Origin of the sequence: Mesorhizobium sp. M0910, assembly GCF_040319465.1 — a bacterium.
Taxonomy (GTDB): Bacteria; Pseudomonadota; Alphaproteobacteria; order Rhizobiales; family Rhizobiaceae; genus Mesorhizobium.
On the sequence record NZ_JAMYNZ010000001.1, the window covers coordinates 1 to 19871 of the forward strand.

At 59.1% G+C, this 19871-nt stretch carries 18 protein-coding genes and 5 pseudogenes; 1 reads left to right on the forward strand and 22 read right to left on the reverse strand.

Annotated features, from left to right (window positions below):
- A pseudogene (locus NKH78_RS00005) lies at nucleotides 1-441 on the forward strand (ATP-grasp domain-containing protein); the annotation flags it as partial.
- 194 nt (nucleotides 442-635) lie between these two features.
- Here NKH78_RS00005 and NKH78_RS00010 read toward each other — a convergent pair.
- The 22 genes and pseudogenes from NKH78_RS00010 to nifN form a co-directional block, all read right to left on the reverse strand.
- Nucleotides 636-1382 (reverse strand): GntR family transcriptional regulator, encoded by a 747-nt coding sequence (locus NKH78_RS00010; protein WP_352881353.1) that lies wholly within the window; start codon nucleotides 1380-1382, stop codon nucleotides 636-638.
- Between the two features lie 258 nt (nucleotides 1383-1640).
- On the reverse strand, nucleotides 1641-1892 hold the full coding sequence (locus NKH78_RS32550) for a hypothetical protein (RefSeq protein ID WP_502899771.1): 252 nt from the start codon (nucleotides 1890-1892) through the stop codon (nucleotides 1641-1643).
- A gap of 300 nt (nucleotides 1893-2192) precedes the next feature.
- A complete protein-coding gene (locus NKH78_RS00020) occupies nucleotides 2193-4133 on the reverse strand; it encodes an HAD-IA family hydrolase (protein WP_352881356.1) in 1941 nt (646 codons plus the stop codon).
- Nucleotides 4134-4433: 300 nt separating this feature from the next.
- The gene (locus NKH78_RS00025) at nucleotides 4434-5456 is read right to left on the reverse strand and encodes a hydroxymethylglutaryl-CoA lyase-like TIM-barrel protein (protein ID WP_352881359.1); all 1023 of its coding nucleotides are present in this window, start codon (nucleotides 5454-5456) and stop codon (nucleotides 4434-4436) included.
- Between the two features lie 45 nt (nucleotides 5457-5501).
- Nucleotides 5502-6308, reverse strand: a complete 807-nt coding sequence (locus NKH78_RS00030) for an SDR family NAD(P)-dependent oxidoreductase (RefSeq protein ID WP_352881362.1) — start codon at nucleotides 6306-6308, stop codon at nucleotides 5502-5504.
- Nucleotides 6309-6355: 47 nt separating this feature from the next.
- Nucleotides 6356-6712: a hypothetical protein gene (locus tag NKH78_RS00035; RefSeq protein WP_352881365.1), complete on the reverse strand. Its 357-nt coding sequence runs from the start codon at nucleotides 6710-6712 to the stop codon at nucleotides 6356-6358.
- A gap of 27 nt (nucleotides 6713-6739) precedes the next feature.
- The gene (locus NKH78_RS00040) at nucleotides 6740-7504 is read right to left on the reverse strand and encodes an SDR family oxidoreductase (RefSeq protein ID WP_352881368.1); all 765 of its coding nucleotides are present in this window, start codon (nucleotides 7502-7504) and stop codon (nucleotides 6740-6742) included.
- A gap of 547 nt (nucleotides 7505-8051) precedes the next feature.
- Nucleotides 8052-8822: pseudogene (locus tag NKH78_RS00045) on the reverse strand (transposase); the annotation flags it as partial.
- Nucleotides 8823-9459: 637 nt separating this feature from the next.
- A pseudogene (queE, locus tag NKH78_RS00050) lies at nucleotides 9460-10082 on the reverse strand (7-carboxy-7-deazaguanine synthase).
- A gap of 177 nt (nucleotides 10083-10259) precedes the next feature.
- Nucleotides 10260-11180, reverse strand: a pseudogene (locus tag NKH78_RS00055) (aminocyclopropane-1-carboxylate deaminase).
- A 49-nt stretch (nucleotides 11181-11229) separates the two neighbouring features.
- A complete protein-coding gene (locus NKH78_RS00060) occupies nucleotides 11230-11451 on the reverse strand; it encodes a hypothetical protein (protein WP_352881371.1) in 222 nt (73 codons plus the stop codon).
- Between the two features lie 34 nt (nucleotides 11452-11485).
- The gene (locus tag NKH78_RS00065; protein ID WP_352881374.1) at nucleotides 11486-11926 is read right to left on the reverse strand and encodes an exopolysaccharide production repressor protein; all 441 of its coding nucleotides are present in this window, start codon (nucleotides 11924-11926) and stop codon (nucleotides 11486-11488) included.
- Nucleotides 11835-12155 (reverse strand): ferredoxin III, nif-specific, encoded by a 321-nt coding sequence (gene fdxB, locus NKH78_RS00070; protein WP_352881377.1) that lies wholly within the window; start codon nucleotides 12153-12155, stop codon nucleotides 11835-11837. Before fdxB ends, NKH78_RS00065 begins: the two co-directional genes overlap by 92 nt.
- Entirely contained in the window at nucleotides 12152-12355 is a 204-nt protein-coding gene (locus NKH78_RS00075; RefSeq protein WP_352881379.1) for a CCE_0567 family metalloprotein, read from the reverse strand. The genes fdxB and NKH78_RS00075 overlap by 4 nt, the downstream gene beginning before the upstream one ends.
- A 25-nt stretch (nucleotides 12356-12380) precedes the next feature.
- A complete protein-coding gene (locus NKH78_RS00080) occupies nucleotides 12381-12668 on the reverse strand; it encodes a DUF269 domain-containing protein (RefSeq protein ID WP_352881382.1) in 288 nt (95 codons plus the stop codon).
- A gap of 524 nt (nucleotides 12669-13192) precedes the next feature.
- The gene (locus NKH78_RS00085; protein ID WP_352881385.1) at nucleotides 13193-14353 is read right to left on the reverse strand and encodes a TlpA disulfide reductase family protein; all 1161 of its coding nucleotides are present in this window, start codon (nucleotides 14351-14353) and stop codon (nucleotides 13193-13195) included.
- A 419-nt stretch (nucleotides 14354-14772) separates the two neighbouring features.
- Nucleotides 14773-15030, reverse strand: a complete 258-nt coding sequence (locus tag NKH78_RS00090; protein WP_352881387.1) for a FixH family protein — start codon at nucleotides 15028-15030, stop codon at nucleotides 14773-14775.
- A gap of 691 nt (nucleotides 15031-15721) precedes the next feature.
- Nucleotides 15722-16608 (reverse strand): annotated as a pseudogene (locus NKH78_RS32555) (universal stress protein).
- Between the two features lie 107 nt (nucleotides 16609-16715).
- Nucleotides 16716-17501: a response regulator transcription factor gene (locus NKH78_RS00100; protein ID WP_352881393.1), complete on the reverse strand. Its 786-nt coding sequence runs from the start codon at nucleotides 17499-17501 to the stop codon at nucleotides 16716-16718.
- Nucleotides 17502-17528: 27 nt separating this feature from the next.
- Nucleotides 17529-18008, reverse strand: a complete 480-nt coding sequence (locus NKH78_RS00105) for a NifX-associated nitrogen fixation protein (protein ID WP_352881395.1) — start codon at nucleotides 18006-18008, stop codon at nucleotides 17529-17531.
- 17 nt (nucleotides 18009-18025) lie between these two features.
- Nucleotides 18026-18523 (reverse strand): nitrogen fixation protein NifX, encoded by a 498-nt coding sequence (gene nifX, locus NKH78_RS00110; RefSeq protein ID WP_352786134.1) that lies wholly within the window; start codon nucleotides 18521-18523, stop codon nucleotides 18026-18028.
- The gene (nifN, locus tag NKH78_RS00115) at nucleotides 18489-19871 is read right to left on the reverse strand and encodes a nitrogenase iron-molybdenum cofactor biosynthesis protein NifN (RefSeq protein ID WP_352881400.1); all 1383 of its coding nucleotides are present in this window, start codon (nucleotides 19869-19871) and stop codon (nucleotides 18489-18491) included. Before nifN ends, nifX begins: the two co-directional genes overlap by 35 nt.

Here is a 19871-nt window from a genome sequence, read left to right on the forward strand (position 1 = left end):
GCGTCAACTTCTCGCGGCCTCAGGCGTTCCGATACCTGCTTATCGCTTGGCGGCCAATGCAGCGGATGTAGAGGATTCTGCCGCGGAGATCGGACTGCCGGTGATAGTTAAGCCTGTGGTGGGCAGCGGCAGCGTCGGGGTCCGATTGTGCCGCACTGCCGATGAGGTAGTCGAACACACGATTCATCTGTTGGGCGGGACACACATTGGGCGGTCGGCGCCGAGGATACTGGTCGAAGAATTCGCACAAGCACCTTGTATGGCGCCGACAAAATCGGGAATGAGCTCATTGGGATTGGCACCGGTGACTTCGGCCCTCCACCGCATTTCGTCTATCGTGGGTGCACCTACCCGGCACTGCTGAGTGATGACGAGCATGAGCGTATCGCCGATGTTTCGCTGAGCTGTTTGCGCGCTCTGGGCCTTGGCTGGGGGCCAACGGGAAATGACACTGCGCGAGGCGCTCAGCGCGATCGAGAGCGGTACGCGGGGTGGATGTATCAACATCAGCCGATCGAGCAGGAGCGACCAGCGCTTCATGGTCAAACCTCTCCACACACCAGAACAGGCTGATTGTCAAGTCAGGCAGGCGGCGCCTCGACCTGCTCAAATGATCTCGCAGCCGGCAGCCCGGCTTAGGCCATTACGATCTTCACTTTTGACGTGACTGACTGCTCTAGATACTCGAGAAAGTTCCCCTTAAACTGGGTGGCGTGCTCGTACGCCAACTGCTCGGCTCGGTCGGCGTCCCGGTCGCGAATGGCCTCCACGATCTCGGGGTGACCGAGATCAAGCCGATCCGCGGTCGCTCCGAGGCGTTTAGAAAGGAACTCGTTGTGGAAGTAAAGCATACGCCTGCCTTCCTCAAGAACGCGCTTGTAAAAGCTGGCTAAATACTGGTTCCGACCCGCCCTCGCGATTGTCATGTGGAAATTATAGTTGCCCTCGATGATCGCCAGCCACTCGCCGCTCTCATAAGTTTTTTGTGCGGCCAGGCTGCAGTTCCGTTCGGACTCCTCGATTTCCTTAAGTTCTTCTTCCGACCTGCACACAGCCGCCGACCGGTGCGTGGCGCGTTGTAGGAGGTCGAGGGCGTCCAAATATTCGGGCACGCTGCGGAAATCGAGCGGGGCGACGATGGTGCTTCTGTTCGGAAGCGTCAGAACGAGCCCTTCGCTCGCCAGCCTGACCAGCGCTTCGCGTATCGGCGATCTCGAAAGATTGAAACGCTGGCTCAGGCTGACCTCGTCCAATGGGTAGCTCGGCGGCAAAGACATGTTGAGGATGTTGTGGCGGAGCTCGGAATAAACCCTTGCGCTACCGGTTTCCTTGCTGATGACCGGTATGCTCACGTTATTGCAAACGGCCTTTTTCTTAGTCATCACTTTCCTTTCATGCGACATGGAACCCTCGGTTGCCTCCGGATCCTGAACCTCCTTCTCGCTGGGACGGCAACACGCACCCTCATTAGAGCGCGCGTGTTGCGTCCCAAAATATGAGCCGCAGCCCTATCACTGCGCTTGGGGCGGAAGACAAAGACGTAGCCGCAAGAGCGGCCGCGACCAGCGCAATCAGGCCGTTTATGGCGCGGCGGAAACCGACATCGCTACAGCGACCTTCACCTCAACCGCAAAGGGCAATTACTGCGCCACTCGCACCGCACCCACAACATCAACCGCCAAGGATGGTTCGACCGAACCCGTCAGGTCGAGCCGGCTTCCACCCATCTCAAGCAACTGAAGAGTTGTCGTCTCCGTCATCACGTCTGGGTTCACTAATTTAGCCCCGCCTGCCGCCGCCAGACCCAAAAGCAGGCCGCGGCTGACGCCCCAACGCCGTGCGGCGGCCGAGATGTTGGCGCCCGGCTGCGCACTTTCCGCAACGATCCGCACCTTCTCCGCCGGCGTCCAGTCGCGCCGCCTCCAGACGGCCAGTAATCACTTCCACGCGGCGATAATGATCATCTTCGTGCCTGTCTTGATGCCTGGCATCACTGCGTCCCACTACATCCGTCGGTGCTCCTTGCAAATCAGCGACAAATCTCGGCGGGGCCCAAAAAAACCCGCAAGGTGGGCTGCATCATCACGACCCTTTCGCCGAAATAGTCGAAACGATTATCGCCATCTCCCTCATAACCATGCTGCCGCGTTCAACCGCTGCCGCCAAGATGCGCCTTGTCCGCTCCGCAATTCTCACTCGAAGCTGCCCCAAACCTGATTTGTTGTGCTGGAATGCTTCGACGATCGAAGATGTGGACACAAACTGCCGTCGAAGATCTGACCGAGGTTTTTTGCGACATAATCGGGAGCGCCGTTCTCGTCTTGACGCAACTCGCCGCTGTTGTTGAGGCCAGTGGTTACGAGAAGTGCGTCGAGCCCGGCAGCCTTTGCGCCCTTGATGTCAGTGTCAACCTGATCGCCGACCATCAAAAGACGGTCGGTACCGGCCCGACCGATGCACTCTTCGAAAATCGCTCTTCCTGGCTTGCCCATAATCTCTAGTGAGATTGGAGGAGCACCGAAGGGCGCTAATCCAGCTTGAAGCATTGGCCCTATTATGCCTGGTCCAAAGACGAGTGTGCCGTTTTTGCCAGGATAAATGATGTCCGCGTTTGCCGCTATAATACGGGGCATTTCACCCGTCTCGATCAGTCTGCGTTGAAAGGTCGACAGGATGTTATCGGCAGCCCGCTTAAAATCGAAATCTTCGTCATCGAGCACTACGAGTGTGTCGAATGTCGCGGCCGTATCAGCGCAATGAAGATTTGGATGCTTGCCGAAGATGTCATGCGCAGCGTGTGCACTGCCCACATACGAAACTAGTCGCCCGGCCGCTAGCTCTCCGAGTACGCAATGTCGCGTGACCCCGCCCGCAGACACGATACGGTCGACCGCCGGAATTGGAAGTCCCGCGCAGCGAAGACGCGCAAATATCGTTTCGTCCGATCCACTGCTGATATTCGTCACGATATAGTATGGTTGACCTGACATATTAAGTCGGGCCAAAACATCAGCGGCGCCCGGGAGGGCATCATTTTGGCTGATCAGGACCCCCGTCGCGTCGAAAAGCATCGCGTCATAGCAATCTGCCAGTGTCTGGGGTGGTGGGCTTTCGAGGGCCGCGGTTTGAGGACAAGCCGACTCCGTCCTTGGCTGAACTACGAGCGCCTTAGAGGGCGGAAAGTAGCCGTGACGCACGACCCTCGCTTCGGGTGGTATGTTGGCCTCGCACGTCTGGCTATAAGCCCAGGCCAGCCACTCGCATAGAATCGCCAAGTCGTCTGTCTCGACCGTAGGCCCCGCCCATATCCGGAATCCCGGCGGCGCGTCACCGTAGCTCCAGATGTCAAAAGCCGCGCCTTCGGCTTCGAGTAGACGGATTATCCCCCCAGCGATTTTACCGTCGTCCTCTGTCTCGCCGGCAGCGAGTTGCTCTCGCACAAGCCGAAGGGTAATTGAACAGGTGGAGCGTGCTGCCTGATCGGTGCAAATCCAATCGATCCAAGGAGTAGAGTTCACCCAGTCGTCCATCACAGCATAATTATTGGCAACCCTGTTCAGAAGCGCGGGTAGTCCACCGCACGCTTCGGCCCAGTCGAGCGCAGAGTGGATATCCTCGACGGCGAACATGCTGGGGGTCGAGATCGTGCGGCCGCCAAAGAACGCTTTGTTTAGAGACCCGTCGGCGTTGTGCAGCCTCATGAGCCTGGCGACAGGCTTACGACCGCCGGCTTCCAGCCGTGCCTGGGCTCGAGGCGAGAGCGCGATCATGCCGTGGCCGCCTTCGCCGCCAAGCGCCTTTTGCCATGACCAGCACAGAACATCGATCCGATCGTAGTCGATCTGCCTCGTAAAAGCTGCCGAGACGGCATCTGCGATCACAAGCCCGGCACGGTCAGGACGAATCCAGTCAAGGTCCGGTGGACAAACGCCGCTGCTGGTGCCGTTTAGCACTAGAACGATGTCGTGATTGGGGTCGATCCTGCTGGTGTTCGGAAAATCGCCGTAAGCACAGATGTGCCGCCTTTGGGACGTAAGGGCCAACGTATCGATCTCATTTGCCCAATACTGCGAGAAGCTGTCTGACAAGAATGTCTCGACTGGAAACGGGCCGAGTAGATTTTGTAAGGCCATGCTGCAAGCCCCAGTGCCTGAACCGGGCACGATTCCGCAAAGCCAGCTATCAGGGAGTTCTAGCAAAGAGGCCATGCGCCTGATTACTTCACCTAGCCTTTCTGCTCCCTCGGAGCTCCGGTGACTCCGTCCAACATAGCGCAGCATAGTTGGGTGCACGCTCCAACCGGGATGTTTACGGCAAGGGCCTGATGAAAACCGTGGATCGGACGGGAGGACTGATGGTTTCACTACCGCATTCGATGGAGTCATGGCTTCCTCCAAGTTTGGAAAAGGGCACCTCAACAGAGATATCTGCGATCAAGCGATGTCCTGCGCCATCAGCGCCGACACCTTTTCATCGGCAAAACTCATCCGTTCATCGGCGCGAAGTTCCGAAAGGCGCCTGATAATCGCGGCGTCAGACAAAGCCCCGCCTTCACGTAGCTTTTGAACATAGGACGGATGGATAAAGTTTGAGCCCGCGAATTGATATGCCGCGCTGCTGCCCCAGCCATAGCGTTTGCGAAGCGGATCGAAGTGACGCAAGACGTGCTCGAGGAGTGCCCGTTCCTTGGATGTTTCGAGACGAGTGAGAATCGGTAGGAGCTGTTCACTAGCCGTATTTCCTGCCCCGCGGCCCATGCCACCCATGGTGCAGTCTATCCAGGTCGCTCCCGCCATAGCGGCGGCTACTGAATTGACCAGTGCATATCCGCGGTTGTCATGGCCGTGGAATCCAATGTCAGGCTCAAGTCGACCCGCAAACCGGCCGATAAGTTCCTGAACGCGATTCGGCTTCATTGAGCCAAAGGAGTCGGCAATATAAAGCACGTCGATCGTGTCGATCTGCTTTACCTCCTCCAGGCACGTCTCAACTTCTGCAGCAGTTGCTGCATCGAGCTGCATGAGATTCAAAAACACACGGAAGCCTCTGTGAGACAACTCAGCGCAAATGTTTTGGCAGGCAGCCAAGTTGCTGTAATGCGCTGCCACGCGGACGGTCGTGATGCGCCCTGGTAGTAGGCCTTCTGTCAGACGGATCACGGCAAGGGGCGTAGGCAGTTCGCTCGCAAGCACATCCTTGGCATCGATCATCACGCATGCCTTGACCAGGAGACCAGCAGCCACCTCTTCGGCCTTAGAGCTCGTCACACTGGCGAAATATCCGTGGCTCTCAGGCTTTCCGGCGAGCCCCAGCTCGACCATGCGCACCGGGAGAGTGTTGATAGTAGCGACATAGTCCGACACCAGTTCCGGCGCGAAATCCCAACCTGTGTAGTAGCCACCGTCGCGCAAGGTGCAGTCTAGGAAGTTCACTTCATCTGGTATTGCGCTTAACATTGCCTAGCCACCTCCAAATACCGCCACAACATGGAACCACCTGCATCAGCTCGCGGCGTAGCCCCCATCGACATAGAGAATCTCGCCTGTGACGAATGATGCAGCTGGGCTCGCGAGGAAAATGTAAGGCCCGAAATACTCGGACAAATTGCCGCGGCGTCGCATCGGAGTGAGTTCCATTGCGCGGCGCTGATAAGGGCTATCGAGATTAGGATGAACCCCATCCATGAAGTTGTTGATGAATCCAGGTGCGACCGCGTTTACACGAATACCCTTATTGGCCCATTCTACCGCCATGGTACGCGTCAGTTGATTGACGCCACCCTTGCTCGCAGCATAGACAGCGAGGCCCGGTATGCCGAGCGAACTGGCGACAGAAGAAGTCATGATGATGCTGCCGCCGCCTTGTTCCAGCATTGCTTGGGCGGCAAACTTCGCACAATAATAGTAGCCCCGCAGATTGGTATCGACGATTTCGTCCCATTCCGGCTCTTCATATGAATGCGCTGGCTTAATGACGTCGGTACCTGCGTTGCAGACCATCACATCGATCTGGCCAAACCGGTCGACCGTGCCACTGATAAGTAGCTTGCAATCGTCGTGCGACCGCACATCAGCGCGGATAGCCGTCACGTTGATTCCTTGGCCCGCAAGTTCGGCCTCTGCTTCGGCCAGCTCTTCATAATTGTGCGAGGAAACGACTACCTTCGCCCCCAATCGGCCAAAGCAGGTGGCGAGCGACTTCCCTAGACCGCGGCTGGAGCCTGAAATGCAGACTACCTTGCCATCAACTCCGAAGAGCTCCTGGTATCTTTCTGCACCAATTGGAGAATTACGATTCGTATCGGACATTGTAGATTACTCACTATAGCTATTATTTTGATTTAGTTGAGGTAACGTCATGGTTCGGCAGGAAAGATCAGCGTGAGGCAAATCGCAAGAGCGGCGATGCCCCGCGATAAAAGTAAATACCTTGCATAGCCAAAAGCGCGATGAAACGCAGGAAGCGCGTCGACCAGCTCAGCTGCGTCAACCACCTCTTCAGAATTCATTCCCGAGTCGCGCTGTGAAAGATCGATCACCTTGAATTGATCGCGCACTGTCAGGCGCGGCGTCGGCGGGTTTGCGGATCTATTTCCAAGGGTTAGAAGACTAAAGGGCAAAGTGAGCTCCTGCTCAGGACGATCCCGAATACACGCATGTGCGGTTGAAGGGCCAAGATCGATGACGGCTCTGTTTGCGTTGACTTCGTTCATGCGACGGCTCCTAGAACGACGAATTGTTCAGACGGTTGCACTCAGCCCACCATCGATGACGATCAGCACGCCGCTGACATAGGCCGCACGGGCGCTGGCCAAGAATGCAGCGACTGCTGCGAATTCCGAAGGATCGCCAAGGCGCCTTGCCGGGGTCCTATCCTCGAGCGCACGGATGGCTTCGGCGTGGTCGCCGAGGCGATTGGCTTCGTGAATAGCGGTGCTGTGTGCTCCAGGAGCGAGCACGTTTACGGTGATGCTCTCCCCCGACAATTCTTGTACGAGCGCGTGGCAGTAGGGCACTAGCCCTGCTCGTGCGACACCCGAGAGCGCGAAATGTACTGGGGTCCGTACAATAGCCTCGGAAGCGAGCATCAATATTCGCCCCGCCCGCGAGCGCCGCAGATACGGCAAGGCAGCCGTAACTAGATTTATCGAAGGTAAAAGCACTCGGTCAAACGCATCGCCGAAATCCTTAGGCGTCATGGCCGAGGGTGGTCCGGCAGAAACGCCGCCGCTATTCGTCACCAAGATGTCGATACACCGAAAATGCTCTGCTGTTTCGGCAACCCAAGCTGCGGCATCCGCGCAGTCAGTTACATCGGTCGCGCGCGCGAGCACTTCGGCGCGTGTGCCGCGCAACCGATCCGCTGCTCTTTCGAGCCGCCCCGAATCCCGCCCACAGATGGACAGGCGGCAGCCTTCCTTAGCTAGCTCCTCAGCTGTGGCAAAACCTAAGCCGCTGGAGGCGGCCGCGACCATTGCCACCTTGCCGTCAAGCCCTAAATCCATTTCTCACCCCAATCAACATCACAACGCTTCTTGGCATCGTTGCAGACAGCGCAGCATGTATCGTGCCAAACGAAAAATCCTTCCAAAACAAGATGACAGCCCTGCTGATAAAACGTCGGTTTGCTCTTACGTCGGATCCCCTACATTTGTGTCGCATGCACGCCGAACCCCTTTCGGCTCTGAAGACAGCGGTGGGTGGAGTTTTTGCCCCAGGTGAATTAGTGTGCACAAGATCGGCTGCAGCGCCCTCACGACGCACTGGGCGGCGTGCCGCTCGATCGCTACCATCGCTCGCCGCGCGAGTATCACAAAACTGTCGAGCCATTCGAATACGCCAAGGGAGGTCTTCTGCGTCGCGTACAGCAGCATGGCTTTAGCGTTCAACCCCTGACCATCGCGGACCGCATCTCGAGTGATGTAAGTGAGGGGCGGTTGCCTCGCAGGTGCCGCAAAGATCAGCGTGCCACACTGCCAGCAGACTGATCATGTCGTTTTGCAGTTAATCATGAGACTCTCTCCGCGACGATTTCAATGGGATGCCTTGGCACTGATGGGGCAGCCAGAGCCAGGCCGTCTGGATCAGCGACGTTCGCAACCTCGGATTGCCGGCTTTCGATACCCCCTGGTCGTGATTGACCGAGCCGCTCTGCCAGGGGGTCGCCGCCAGGCCGGCATTGGGCGGCGACCTGTCGCCGGTTGTCGAAGTGACGCGACAGCCCCCTCCGACCACAGAACAGCGGCAAACTCCGGCCCGATGCCCTTCAGGTCGAGCAGCATCGCCGGTGCCGGCGAGACAACCTCGGTGGCCGCGAGCATGGCATCGCGCTCGGTCTCGACCGCCTTGTGCTCGAGCAGCAGTTCGAGCCTGTCGAGTTCCCGGCCGACCTGCGCCTGCAGATGGGCCGGCAAGGGTCGGCCGTCGCCGGTCTTGAGCGCCTCCAATCTCTTCCGCCGGTCGCGGCGGAGCGGCTCTTAGCCGGACACGCCCTGGGCGAACGGCAGGCCTTTGACGCGATTGACGTGTCGCACGCGCTCGTTCGTCAAGGGTCTTGGCTCGGCGCCGTCGGCGCGAGGTTGCAATCGATGCCGGATCGACGACGTGGCTTTCGATTCCTTCGGCTTGCAGCACGCCATGGATCCAGAAGCCGTCGAGCCCGTCCTCCTGGATCACGATGATCGGAAAGCACTGCCCGGTCCGAGCCTCTGCCTTTTCCTGAGCTCGGCAAAGCGCGCCAGCATGCCGGCGACGTCGCCGGCCGCCACCATATGTTTCGACATCTTCTCGGCCACCCGGCGACAGCGAGGTGAAAACCGCGATCGTGAAGAAGACACAGGCGGTTCCTGGGGTGTTCGGCGCCTCTCGGCCTTTGCAGGTCGTTCAGGTCGATCATACGAAGGAGATATCTTTGTCGTCTCTTCATCGTAAGACCGTATGTCCGCCTCTGTCGGTGAGGTGGCTCGCCCTACACTGCGCGTCCGAAGATTGCTCGGGCGGGCCGAGCCGATACTCAACACCGCATAGAGCTTTCAGATTTCATGCTCGAGTTTTTCCCTCGATGAACGCAAGCTCACTCCTCTTGTGCTCTGCGTCAGTTCAGATTTCAGAACTACTAGCGACGCCCGCTTACGTCCGGCGGGCAAAGGGACCTGCGAACCTGCCGCCATCGATGACAAGTTCTGTCCCGCTCGTGAAGCTCGCGACGAGGGCAAGATACAAGACGTGTCAGCGACTTCCCAGGCCTGCCCCGCGAAACCCACCAGTAGCAGTCGTTTCGCGTCCTTGGAATGGACAAGCGCGGTATTTTCCGCGCCACCGGCTCCTCCCATTGAAATCTTTCCCCGCATGCACGCGCTCTGTAGCCATACGGGCCAGTTCGGGATCGAGACCGGGTTCGTCATCGCACCGCGCTGCCATCGAATTCATGCTGCCTCGAACGTGAAAGCCTGTGTAATTTTCATGGGATCCCACGAAACTTGTCGGTTAGAAGAGTCAGCCGCCAGCGTGGGTTGGCAAGGCAATAGCGGACGGCAGCCGCCGTATTCGCCTCGCGTTTAGGCCCGTCCATCGGCTGGAGTAAAAAGTGCTTAAATGCGGGCCTTCAAGAAGCTCGGGCTCCGCCCCAGCTGAGGATAGACAAGCTTAAGTTCGTCACCGGCCGTGACTACGAGCGGTGCGCCGGCCTTCGGACTGATACCGATTCAAGCGATGCCAGTCGGCGGATGAATGGTACCGTTGGTCTCCACAGCAATTTCAAATCCCGAGTCGTGCAGGGCTTTTAGCTTTACAAGTTTTTTCATCTACCTGCAGAAGCGGTTCCCCTCCAGTGAGGACGACTAGGCGCTCCCCAGCCCCACGCCATGCCTGCTCAATGTCAGATGCAAGCTCCAGCGCGGTCGCAAAGCGTCCACCGCCGGCGCCGTCCATACCAAGGAAATCGGTATCACAAAACCTGCAGATTGCCGTAGCGCGATCGAGCTGCACGCCCCGACCAAAGGTTACATCCAGCGAACGACAGAATTCGGCAGCCCGCCCAACACCTTGGAGCGTGTAGAAGATTTCCTTGACCGCGTATGACATGGCTAAATTGCCTCTGATTGAGCAAGTGACAGCTTCGCCTCGCCCACCGGACGAGCGTGAGTCAGCGTATATCCGACGGCAGCGTCTGGAGCCCATTCCACCGTCGATCCCGAAATCCAGTCACCCGAACTTGGAGCGCATCGCCGGCACGGCAGGGACGTCGCAGCCTCTCGATCGTCAGCCGTTGCGGAAGGTGTAGCTATAACCGCTGATCGCCGGCGCGCCGCCGAGGTGCGCATAGAGAACTCTCGATCCCTCTGGAAAGAAGCCCGTTTGGACGCGGTCGATCATCCCTTGCATCGCTTTGCCATCATAGATGGGATCAGTAATTGTACCCTCGAGCCGCGCGCACAGACGGATGGCATCCTTGGTTTCCTCGGACGGAATGCCATAACGCGGGTACGCGTACTCCTCGAGCAACACCACGTCATCCTCGACGATTTCCGTGCCAAGCTCGACGAGCTTCGCAGTATGCCGGGCAAGTGTTTAGGACCTGCGCCATGGTTTGGGCGGGAGTGGCGGAGGCATCGATACCGATCACGTTTCGCTGTCGACCGTCCTTAGCGAATCCAACGACCATGCCGGCATGCGTCGAGCCCGTGACTGTGCAAACGACGATGTGGTCGAAGGCGAACCCAAGCTGTTTCTCCTGGGCGCGCACCTCCTAAGCGCTTGTTCCCGGCTGCGGCGGATGCCGATGTCAAAGCCCTCATCGACCAGGCGCACCTCTGCTCCCATGATGCGGCTCAAGAGAATGTTGCCGACCCGGTCATAGACGGCATCCTCATGTGGTACCCAGCTCTCCTGACCAGGAGGCATTTCATGCCGATCTTGGCGGCGACCGCGGCGACCATCCGCGTGTGGTTGGACTGCACGCCGCCGATGGAGACGAGCGTATCGGCGTTTGACGCGATCACGTCGGGGATTAATATATTCGAGCTTGCGCAGCTTGTTTCCGCCAAATGCGAGACCGGAGTTGCAGTCCTCGCGTTTGGCGTAAATTTCCACCTTGCCCCCGAGATGCTTGCCGAAGCGGTCGAGCTTCTCGATGGGCGTTGGTCCAAAGGTGAGCGGATAGCGTTCGAATCTTTCAAGCATGTTCTCTCCGAACACGTGATTGAGCTGAAATTAGCTTGCACGGGTCATTCTAAAAGGCATGTTTGATTTGAGGTTTAGCTGCATCCTCCGACGTTCCAGAATGAGGCCCATCATTAGTTCCAGCGCCTCGTTTGTCGTCGAGACCAAGCACCCGCATGGACAAGCTACCATCTATGGACTCGAAGAACTGCATTTCCCGGATTAAATAGAATGACCGATTGCGGCCGCCATCGACCTCAAGCCCTCCTTGCAAGATCCGCTCAATGTTCATGCTTGATCCAAAGTATCCTGACCTTTCATGGCCCTCAAGGCAGCAGCAGCGATATGGCTAGCATTTGATCGAGCTGGCGTAAGTCTGCAGATTCATTCGTCACCTCATCATGGCCTGGCGGCTCGGATCCAAGGTCCTTGCAGCTGCCGAAATGCACAGCCATTCGGCCATCTCTGGTAGCGCAGCCAGACCGCCAGATTATAAAGAGCACGCTCGCGAAATAGCAGACCTGGAGGAGCAGCCAACAAGCCAGCGTCGTGACGACTACTGTGCGGATGGAGTGAGAAGCGAAGTAGACAATCAGAGCGTTGCTGCACAGCACCAGCCCCAGGACGCGACAAAAGATTTTTAAGGGCAACGCCGTTCTCCTGGTTCTCCTCAGATCATGCTGCGACCTGGTCGGCCGCAACATGGGTCTGGCAGTTCTTCGGGCAGACGCGGCCGCAGGCTCCGCAGCCAATGCAGCGGCCGGCATGGTCGACGACCATGATCATGCGATTGAGCTCCCCATCGAAGTCGTCGTCGTCCTCGCCGTCGCAGGCGCCGAGGATTTTACCCGCGTCATCGACGCCGTAGAGATGCATGACCTCGCGCGAGCAGACTTTGAAACAGCGGCCGCAGCCGATGCAGGTCGTGCCGTCTATTGCGGTGAGATATTCCGGCACCCATCCGGAGCCGTCGCGGGTGGTGAATGTGCTCGTCATCGTAACTTCTTCATTGCAGCGAGCTCTCTCTTGGCACCATCCAACTCGGCAAAAACCGCCGACGTTTCCTCGGCAACTTCCTTGATCTCCGTCCATTTTCCCGGGAGATTCTCTGCAAGGTCGCGCAATTTCATCTTGGCAACTGCCGCGCGCAGCTGAAGCTTTCGGACTTTCTTCCCCATCTCATCTAGCTTTGACATAAATCCTTCCTCGAAATCGGTTTCTTCACGCCCGTGCCACGTCGGGATAGTCTTCGATGGCTGCAGTCGCATCGTCGACCAGTTTCGTACCGGTCTCCGAGAGCGTCCTGAACGTCTCGAAGCCGAACCGGTGGATGTCTCGACAGAGCGACCAACCGCCCGGCCGTGGCAAGCAATCGTCCGAAGCCCCCATGGGTTTCATCTCCATTGTTGGCGATGTCATCAGGCCGGAGCGCTCCTCGATCCTAAGCCCGACGGCCGTGTAGAACATATCGAGCCTCCACAGCAGGTCCGGATCGGGATCGCCGATCATGGGGATCGCACGGCGCTGTTCTGGTGATGATGAAGTCGCCCAGCAGTCCGGCGTCCGATTTGGCTTCCCGTGACCCGGAGGCATCCTGAGCACGGATCAGCCCGCACGAGGCATCTGACAAAAGGCATGGCAAGGGCCGCCTCGTCCTCGTTGACAGCCGGGCTGACCGCGGCATCAGACATTTAGCCTTCTCCTCATTTCAGTCCCCTTCCTCGAAGCACGATGTCTGTTTTCTGGGATGCCTACTTCGGGCACACTTGCGCAGCCGACGCCCGGCTCGGCGCGGCTGATGCCACGCAATTAAAATCCCTCTGGCCGACCTTGAACACGTCCTTGACTGCGAAGTCTTCAACGTAAATTCGCGTCGAACATCACTTCCGCCGCAATGCGGCCGGAGGCCATGAAGTTTCGAGCCTCGATCCTGCTGGAAGCGATCGACCAAGTGCTGCATGGACCCTCCTGCTGCGGTCACGCCAGGGAAATGGACGAATTGGCCAGTAAGCCAATTCGACCAATTACCCTTTTTATCTTTCCTCCTCGGCCGACCACGCTTTGGCGCCTTCGGGAAATTGTTTTTGCGGAGCCGCAAAGAGAGCGCCGCAACAAACCTTCCCACCCCTGTACTTGGCGAGGGCCTGCAGCAAATCCGGCAGATGCTGCTCTTTCAATTCGGCCGGGATAGGCTCCGGACCGTCCAGCGACGTCAGTGCCATTTCGACCAACTCGATCGCGCGATCATTGTTGCCGTTCTCGTGATAACACCGGGCGACCGCGGGATAGGATCGGAACTTAGGGCTGTCGCCTTGCGGGGGATTCAGCGCCAGGATGTGTTCGGACAGCTCCTTGCCCATCGCGAAGCGCTCAGCAGGGGGAAGGCGCGAATGGTCATTGGCCGGATGGAAAAGTTGGTCTAGCGCCGAAACCATCCAGTCCTCGGAGTTTTTGTCGATCGCGTCGCGAACCAATTGGCGCATCACGGGCAAGCCGGTCCACATGTCTTGAATTTTGTGTAGCAACAGATGCGCATGAGCCAGGCGAAAATTGATGTCGTCGGGCATCAAGGCGATGCCCTCTTCGATCGCCCAGAGCGCCGTCTTCCAATCTTCTAACTTCACCGCCGCCCAGAATCTGTCATCGATCGGCTGCTTCAACGCTTGTTTGCGCGCCATGGGTTCGCTTGTGGCGATCCGCTCCATATCGGCGGCTTTAGCTTTATCGCTGATGCGCCAGCTGCCGTTGAGCACTTTGGACAAAACCTCATCGAGTTGGCTGGGATGACCGGTAAAGGCGATGTGGCCGTCTCGGTCGACCACGAACGAGGTCGGAATCCCGACGGAAAAGCTGGGGTTCATCCAAAGCTTGTTCATTTCACCTGTGTGGTCGAACGCGATCCGATAGCTCAGATGCGAGCACTTTTCGGTCAACCACGCGTCCAACTTGGTGCGAGCCTCAACGGCTGTTGCAGCGTCTTCATTAGCCGCGACGCCGACGACCTCAAGTCCGCTGTCCCTGTATTTTTCCTGGAGCCGCATCAGATCGAGCATCTCCGCCATGCATAGTTCGCACCAAGTTGCCCAAAATTCGACGATATAGACTTTGCCGGGCTGGAAGTTCGCAAGGGGCTCGCCACGCAGCCAGTCCTCCACTTTGATCGAAGGAGCCGGTGACCCCATCTGCAATACCATGTTGCTCTCCAAAGCTGTTGCCAAAGGTTGCGTGACCTATGCGCGAGCTTGTTCCCCCTTTGAGACGGGGCACGAGGGTTCAAGGAAGGGAGAGCATCGCTCGTCTTGCGCATCTGCGTGCAGTCAGCATTCACTCCGTGTTGCTGAAGCTCAATTCGCAAAGGCCGTGCCAACGCGCTAAGCGCGCACTAAACGCATGATTACAGTAGAAAAACACCTCCGGATGCCCAAGATGGCCGGTTGTATTGAACCCGACATGTTTTCTGCCGCTGTCAGGTTTTGGACAAGCATCACGCGCTTCGCGTCGGCAGAAAAGCGTGGCCCGGACGACTCGATGTGCATTCGGGCGAGGGACGAGGCCGATGGACATCATGACTGCGTTGGCTATCGTCAGGCCCGTCACAATCGTCTCGTCCGCTTCACGCCACCGGCTTGAGCGTCTTGCCGTTCCAGTCCTTCAGGCGGTAGCGGATTTCGCCATTTGCGATTGCAGGGAGGCGCTCCATCCCGATCGAGCGCCGCCTGCCTCTGCCCTCTTGCGCGTTGCGATTGAATTCGTGGCTGTCGACATGGGAGTTTTTCACGACGAAGCCGGTCCAGCTTCGGCTCGCCAATACCGCCATCGTCAGCTCGACGATTATGATCGTGGCGAAAAAGGCCAGGATGAGTGCCGGCATGTGCGGCCGGTGAGCTCTCCGGGGTTCCTGCTTCGTGCCTTTATCTTCTGTGTTCCCTGTGCTCAGGCGCTACAGGGACCGCCTGGTGCGAATGTGAGCGTTGTCGGAATTTGACCAGCCTCAAGGCCGCTCGGTCGCCACGCGGTGGGCCGGGCAGACTGAAAGCGCTGAAGATGCGGCCGCCCTCGCCGCTGACGGCTACCATCCCAGGCGATGACAATGTGATTGATGCCATCGTTCGCGCCGACTCCGGCAAGAGCCCGACCGTCCCGACTCGAAGTTGGGGGCCTCGGCCACGGCACGGTCATCGCGTTGTTCAGCTCCCGGCCAAAGTTGAGGAGATCGGGATAGCGCCCATGCGATGCCGCTACGGGTCCGAACTCGGCCAGCCGCGCTGAAACGACTCTCTTCGACCATACGCCGACCTGCGCGCGTGATCTTGGCTGCATTGAGGACTGCCCATACCTCTGCCCGGCCATTGGTCTCCGCATTACGGACCAACTCGGGCGAGCAGACCCCCTGAGCGCGGTTAGAGACGTCCGGGATGTTCTCGCCGGGCTCGTGCACATTGGCTCCGAGGAGCTTCGCGAAAGTTGCGCCCCCTTGCCGCGACCCTTCTCCGACTTGGCATCAGAATAGGTGACCAAGGGGAGTAGAGCCTCGAACAGCATCGGGGCTACTTCAGAACCCGTCAGCGAGCCAAAAACAGCGGCAATGGCGGCTTCCCAATTATCCATCTCGTCACGCCACCGAAGAGCCGCTCGCGCAGCCGGCGGCTGCCGTAAGCGCCCATGACTATCATGTCGGCAGACGTGTCGATTGCGTGCTGCGCGAGTACCGTGGCCACCGGTTTGCCGGCACTCGCCAGCAGGTCAACCGACACCCGAGCACCGTGCCGAGTGAGATAGGCAGCGATGTCGGCTCCCGGCTCGGCGCCGCTTCCGGTCCAGGTCGTCTCAGGATCGACGAGGGCGACACGAACTTCCTCAGCGGCGGATAGCAGATCCAGCGCTTCCCGAACCGCGCGGGACGCCTCGGCTCGCGAATCCCAGCCGACCAGCACGCGCCGTGGCGACAGAGTCGCCTCAGCGCCCTCCGGCACGACAAGCACCGGCTTTCCGGTATCGAATAGGCTGCCGTTGATAACAAGGGGCCGAGGTTAATGTCGTTGAGAAGTGCGGGGCCGACGATTGTCAGGTCGTTGCAGAGCGCCCGCTGTCGCACCGCGTCACCGACACTGGCCTGATCGCAGTTGGCAATATCGACATCATAGCACCGCCACGTGCCTCTCAGCAGTTTGTGAATTTCCCTGGATGTTTTTTCCAGGCTGGCTATGTCCTGTGAAAATCTCTCGATCTGCCTAAACCGTTTGTCCAGTCTGGCGATGGCCTGTGCGCGTTGTCCGGGCCACTCGGGGATGCCATCGCCGAGCAGCGGAGACGGCATAATGAGCGGCGGAGGCGACATCACCAGTACGGAAAGATACGCGCCGACTTCGGCACACAAGTTGGCAGCTGTTCTGACATCCTGATCGGAGTGGTCAGCTCCCGTCACACTGAGTACGCTTCTGAAAGCCATTTGACTGCTTCTTTCTGAATATGTCGTACCTGCCGGCGCGTTTCGAAGCCGCAAGACTTGCCCTTAGCCCCGCGGAAATGCGGAGTGGCACCACATCGGTTATCTATTCAGCCGTCCGGCCACTCGAGCGAGTAGCCGGCCGACCTGACGGTACGAATGACGCTGGAGGGGGAGGCCGCTTTCAGCGCCCTTCTGAGCCGGCTGATATGGACATCCACGGTGCGTACACCGACATGAATATTGGCCGGCCAGGCCGCGCTGATCAGCTCGTCTCTGGTGAAGACCTTGCCGGGAGTCTCAAGCAAAAGCCGCAGCAGGTTGAACTCGATCGGCCCAAGGTGGACTTCGTGGCCATTGCCCCGAACCCGGTGGGCATCGAGCCTTATCTCAAGGTCGCCACAGGAGATCCATCCGCCGATTTCAATCCCGTTCGAACCCGGCTTTGGCAGGGCCAGCTTCATCCGTAGACAGTCAAGCAGCTTGGCCGGCGCGAAGGGCCGCACAAAGCTCTCGTCAATACCAGCCTTCAATAGATCGAGGTGCTGGTTCTCGGCGCCGGGCGCGATCAGCGCAATTACGGGCAGGCCGCCGGTCCGGGGCTCCCCCTTGAACCGGGCGCAGATTATGGAGCCTGTCGCGCTTGTTGGCTGGCAGTCCAGCACCACGGCCTTCGGCTCCCGTTCACTGGCTAATGCAAGCGCCTCCTCCACGCTGCCGGCCAGTTGAATCGTGAAGCCATCCACCTCCAGAATGTGGCTGTGGACCAGATAGAACTCCGGATCCTGCGAACAGATCAGGACTAGTGGCTTCATCAGCGCTGCCCCAAGAACCACATCGGCCTCGATCGCCTCGATTGAGAGGGCTGGCCATCGCATGTCCTCAAGGCCTGACACGATCCCGTTGATCGAAAATCGGTTCCATCACGCCCGCGCCACCTCGGGATGAGCCTCAATGGCTGCGGTCGCATTGCCGGCCAGTTTGGTACCGGCCGCGGCGAGTTTCCGGAACGTCTCGAAGCCGAACCGGTGGACGTCGCGCAGGGTCTTCGACAGAACGACCAACCGCCCGGCCGTGAAAAGCACGCGCCCGAAGCCCTCATGGCTCATCTCCATCATCGGCGATGCCATCAGGCCGGAGCGCTCCTCGATCGCAAGCCCGACGGCGGTGTAAAACATCTCGAGCCTCCACAGCACGTCCGGATCGGGATCGCCGATGATCGGGATCGAACGGCGCTGTTCCCTGGTGATGATGAAGTCGCCCAGCAGCTCGGCGTCCGATTTGCCTTCCCAAGACCCGTGGGAATCATGAGCCCGGACCAGCCGCACGAGACATTTGACGAACGGGGTGGCAAGGGCCTCCTCGTCTTCGGCGACAGCAGGGCTAACCACGGCGTCAGACATTTCGCCCACTCCTCATTTCAGTCCTCGTCCTCGAAGGACGGTTTCTGTTCGGCGACACCTGCCTGCGCCAGCACCTTGCGCAACCAAGGGGGAGGACACGTCCTGAGCATCATCTGCGTGCGCAACAGCACCTCTTGGATGGTTTGGGGGTGCGGCACTTTGATCGGATGAATTTTTGCCGAAACAACTTTGGCTGCCGAAGGCCCCCCGATAGCCAGACAAAACAGGAGATGACAGCCCTTCAGCGCCTCCACCTTCGGGGTGATGCGGTCGTCGCCCTCAGTCCGATGCTTCCCGCTCTCGTCGGAAACGTCATCGAAGGCCACGGCTTCCACGAGATTCCACTCCTCGCGCATCACGTCGTAGACAGCAAAGCGCCTGGCCGACCCGAAATGGGCGTTGAGGTTCTTCATATCCTGCGTGGCGATCGCCACGCGCAATGCGCCGGCTTGGCGTTCCGGCGTCGGTGCGTGAACCTCGTCAGTGACGAGCGAGAGGCGACGAACGGAGCTCATCTGGGATTTCTCGCTTACGGAGTGGATCAAGCGCCTCGGGCGTCGGCGCATGCCGGTTGGCTTCAAAAATGTTGGCGACCTCGAAGATCAGGTCGCGGGTCCCCTGATAGAGGATTGTGAGCTTGTGCTGGCTGCCGAGCCGGTCGAAGATCGGGAAGCCGACCCGCATGAGCGGAATGCCGAGACGCTGCGCCGCCTGGCGGCCGTGGGAATGGGTGACGAGAAGATCAGCGCCGGCGCCAAGAGCTTCCAAATCGCCGAGATCGCCGATTTGAACCGACTGCGCCGGTACTTCCTCCAAAATTTTCGACATATCGGTCGTGGTGACCGCCGCCGCGATTTCGGAGCCCATTCCGATGAAGAAGCTCGCGAGCTGGTAGAGTTGGTCTGGTTCAGCAGCGATCGCAATTTTCTTGCCTCCAAAGTGGAAATGTCCGTCGAGCAACGCGTCCTGCAACTGCGCCCGGCGACGGCGCACCCCAGCCGGCGCCGCCGCGCCCGAAACCGCGGACAGCAGCGAGACGAACCCGTCGGCGTCGTTCAATCCAGTCAGCGACCGGAACAGCACGTAAGGCACGCCGGTCAGCCTCTGCAGCAGCTCGGCCGGGCGGCGCATATGCTCACCGATGACGAGGCATTGCTCGGCCGTGCCAAGCTCGCGGATGTCCTCGACGCTGGTGCCGCCATAGGTGGTGGTGACCCAGCGGTCGGGCACCGTACCGTCGAGCGAGCCGGAGACGTCCGGCAGAATCACCGGCTTGAGTCCAAAGCTTTCAACCATCTCACGCAAATGCTCAATATCAGCCACAGTGAGGTTCCAGCCAGGCAGGATCACGATCTTCTTCGACTGCCGCGCCTGCTCGCCGGGCCGCGTAATCCTTTCGATCATCGCTGTGACAGCCTTGGCCCAGCCCTCTTCGATCGCGCCATCGAAATCCGGCGTGTTGGCTAGCACCACCTCCGTACCCGCGAGTTCTTCCGTGCGCTTCAGCCTGATATTGGCGATATCTCCTGCGCAGTCTTCGCCCCGGGTTTCCACCAGCGCCGTCGTGCAGACCCCGATCAGCGTTGGCTTTGTGCGGGCCTTGAGGTTGAGTATCGCCTCTTCCAGATGGTCTGCCCCGCCGAGGATCGTCGCCACCTCGTCCATCGCCGTTGTCTGCAAGGGGATGGCTTCCTTGAAATGCCGCACGAACAGCACGAGCGCAAAGCTGGTGCACCCCTGGCTGCCGTGGAACAACGGCATCGCGCCGTCAACGCCAAGAAAGGCCAAGGCGGCACCCAACGGCTGCGATGACTTCAGCGGATTGACCGCCGCCGCTTTGGTCTGGGGAAGGATGCGGACCAT

Excerpts from the sequence above, each read along its gene's own strand:
- NKH78_RS00010 (WP_352881353.1), bottom strand. The coding sequence starts at position 1,382 with ATGACTAAGAAAAAGGCCGTTTGCAATAACGTGAGCATACCGGTCATC.
- NKH78_RS00020 (WP_352881356.1), bottom strand. The coding sequence starts at position 4,133 with ATGGCCTTACAAAATCTACTCGGCCCGTTTCCAGTCGAGACATTCTTG.
- NKH78_RS00025 (WP_352881359.1), bottom strand. The coding sequence starts at position 5,456 with ATGTTAAGCGCAATACCAGATGAAGTGAACTTCCTAGACTGCACCTTG.
- NKH78_RS00030 (WP_352881362.1), bottom strand. The coding sequence starts at position 6,308 with ATGTCCGATACGAATCGTAATTCTCCAATTGGTGCAGAAAGATACCAG.
- NKH78_RS00035 (WP_352881365.1), bottom strand. The coding sequence starts at position 6,712 with ATGAACGAAGTCAACGCAAACAGAGCCGTCATCGATCTTGGCCCTTCA.
- NKH78_RS00040 (WP_352881368.1), bottom strand. The coding sequence starts at position 7,504 with ATGGATTTAGGGCTTGACGGCAAGGTGGCAATGGTCGCGGCCGCCTCC.
- NKH78_RS00060 (WP_352881371.1), bottom strand. The coding sequence starts at position 11,451 with ATGAACATTGAGCGGATCTTGCAAGGAGGGCTTGAGGTCGATGGCGGC.
- NKH78_RS00065 (WP_352881374.1), bottom strand. The coding sequence starts at position 11,926 with ATGCCGGCCGCTGCATTGGCTGCGGAGCCTGCGGCCGCGTCTGCCCGA.
- fdxB (WP_352881377.1), bottom strand. The coding sequence starts at position 12,155 with ATGACGAGCACATTCACCACCCGCGACGGCTCCGGATGGGTGCCGGAA.
- NKH78_RS00075 (WP_352881379.1), bottom strand. The coding sequence starts at position 12,355 with ATGTCAAAGCTAGATGAGATGGGGAAGAAAGTCCGAAAGCTTCAGCTG.
- NKH78_RS00080 (WP_352881382.1), bottom strand. The coding sequence starts at position 12,668 with ATGATCGGCGATCCCGATCCGGACCTGCTGTGGAGGCTCGATATGTTC.
- NKH78_RS00085 (WP_352881385.1), bottom strand. The coding sequence starts at position 14,353 with ATGGTATTGCAGATGGGGTCACCGGCTCCTTCGATCAAAGTGGAGGAC.
- NKH78_RS00090 (WP_352881387.1), bottom strand. The coding sequence starts at position 15,030 with ATGCCGGCACTCATCCTGGCCTTTTTCGCCACGATCATAATCGTCGAG.
- NKH78_RS00105 (WP_352881395.1), bottom strand. The coding sequence starts at position 18,008 with ATGTCTGACGCCGTGGTTAGCCCTGCTGTCGCCGAAGACGAGGAGGCC.
- nifX (WP_352786134.1), bottom strand. The coding sequence starts at position 18,523 with ATGAGCTCCGTTCGTCGCCTCTCGCTCGTCACTGACGAGGTTCACGCA.
- nifN (WP_352881400.1), bottom strand. The coding sequence starts at position 19,871 with ATGGTCCGCATCCTTCCCCAGACCAAAGCGGCGGCGGTCAATCCGCTG.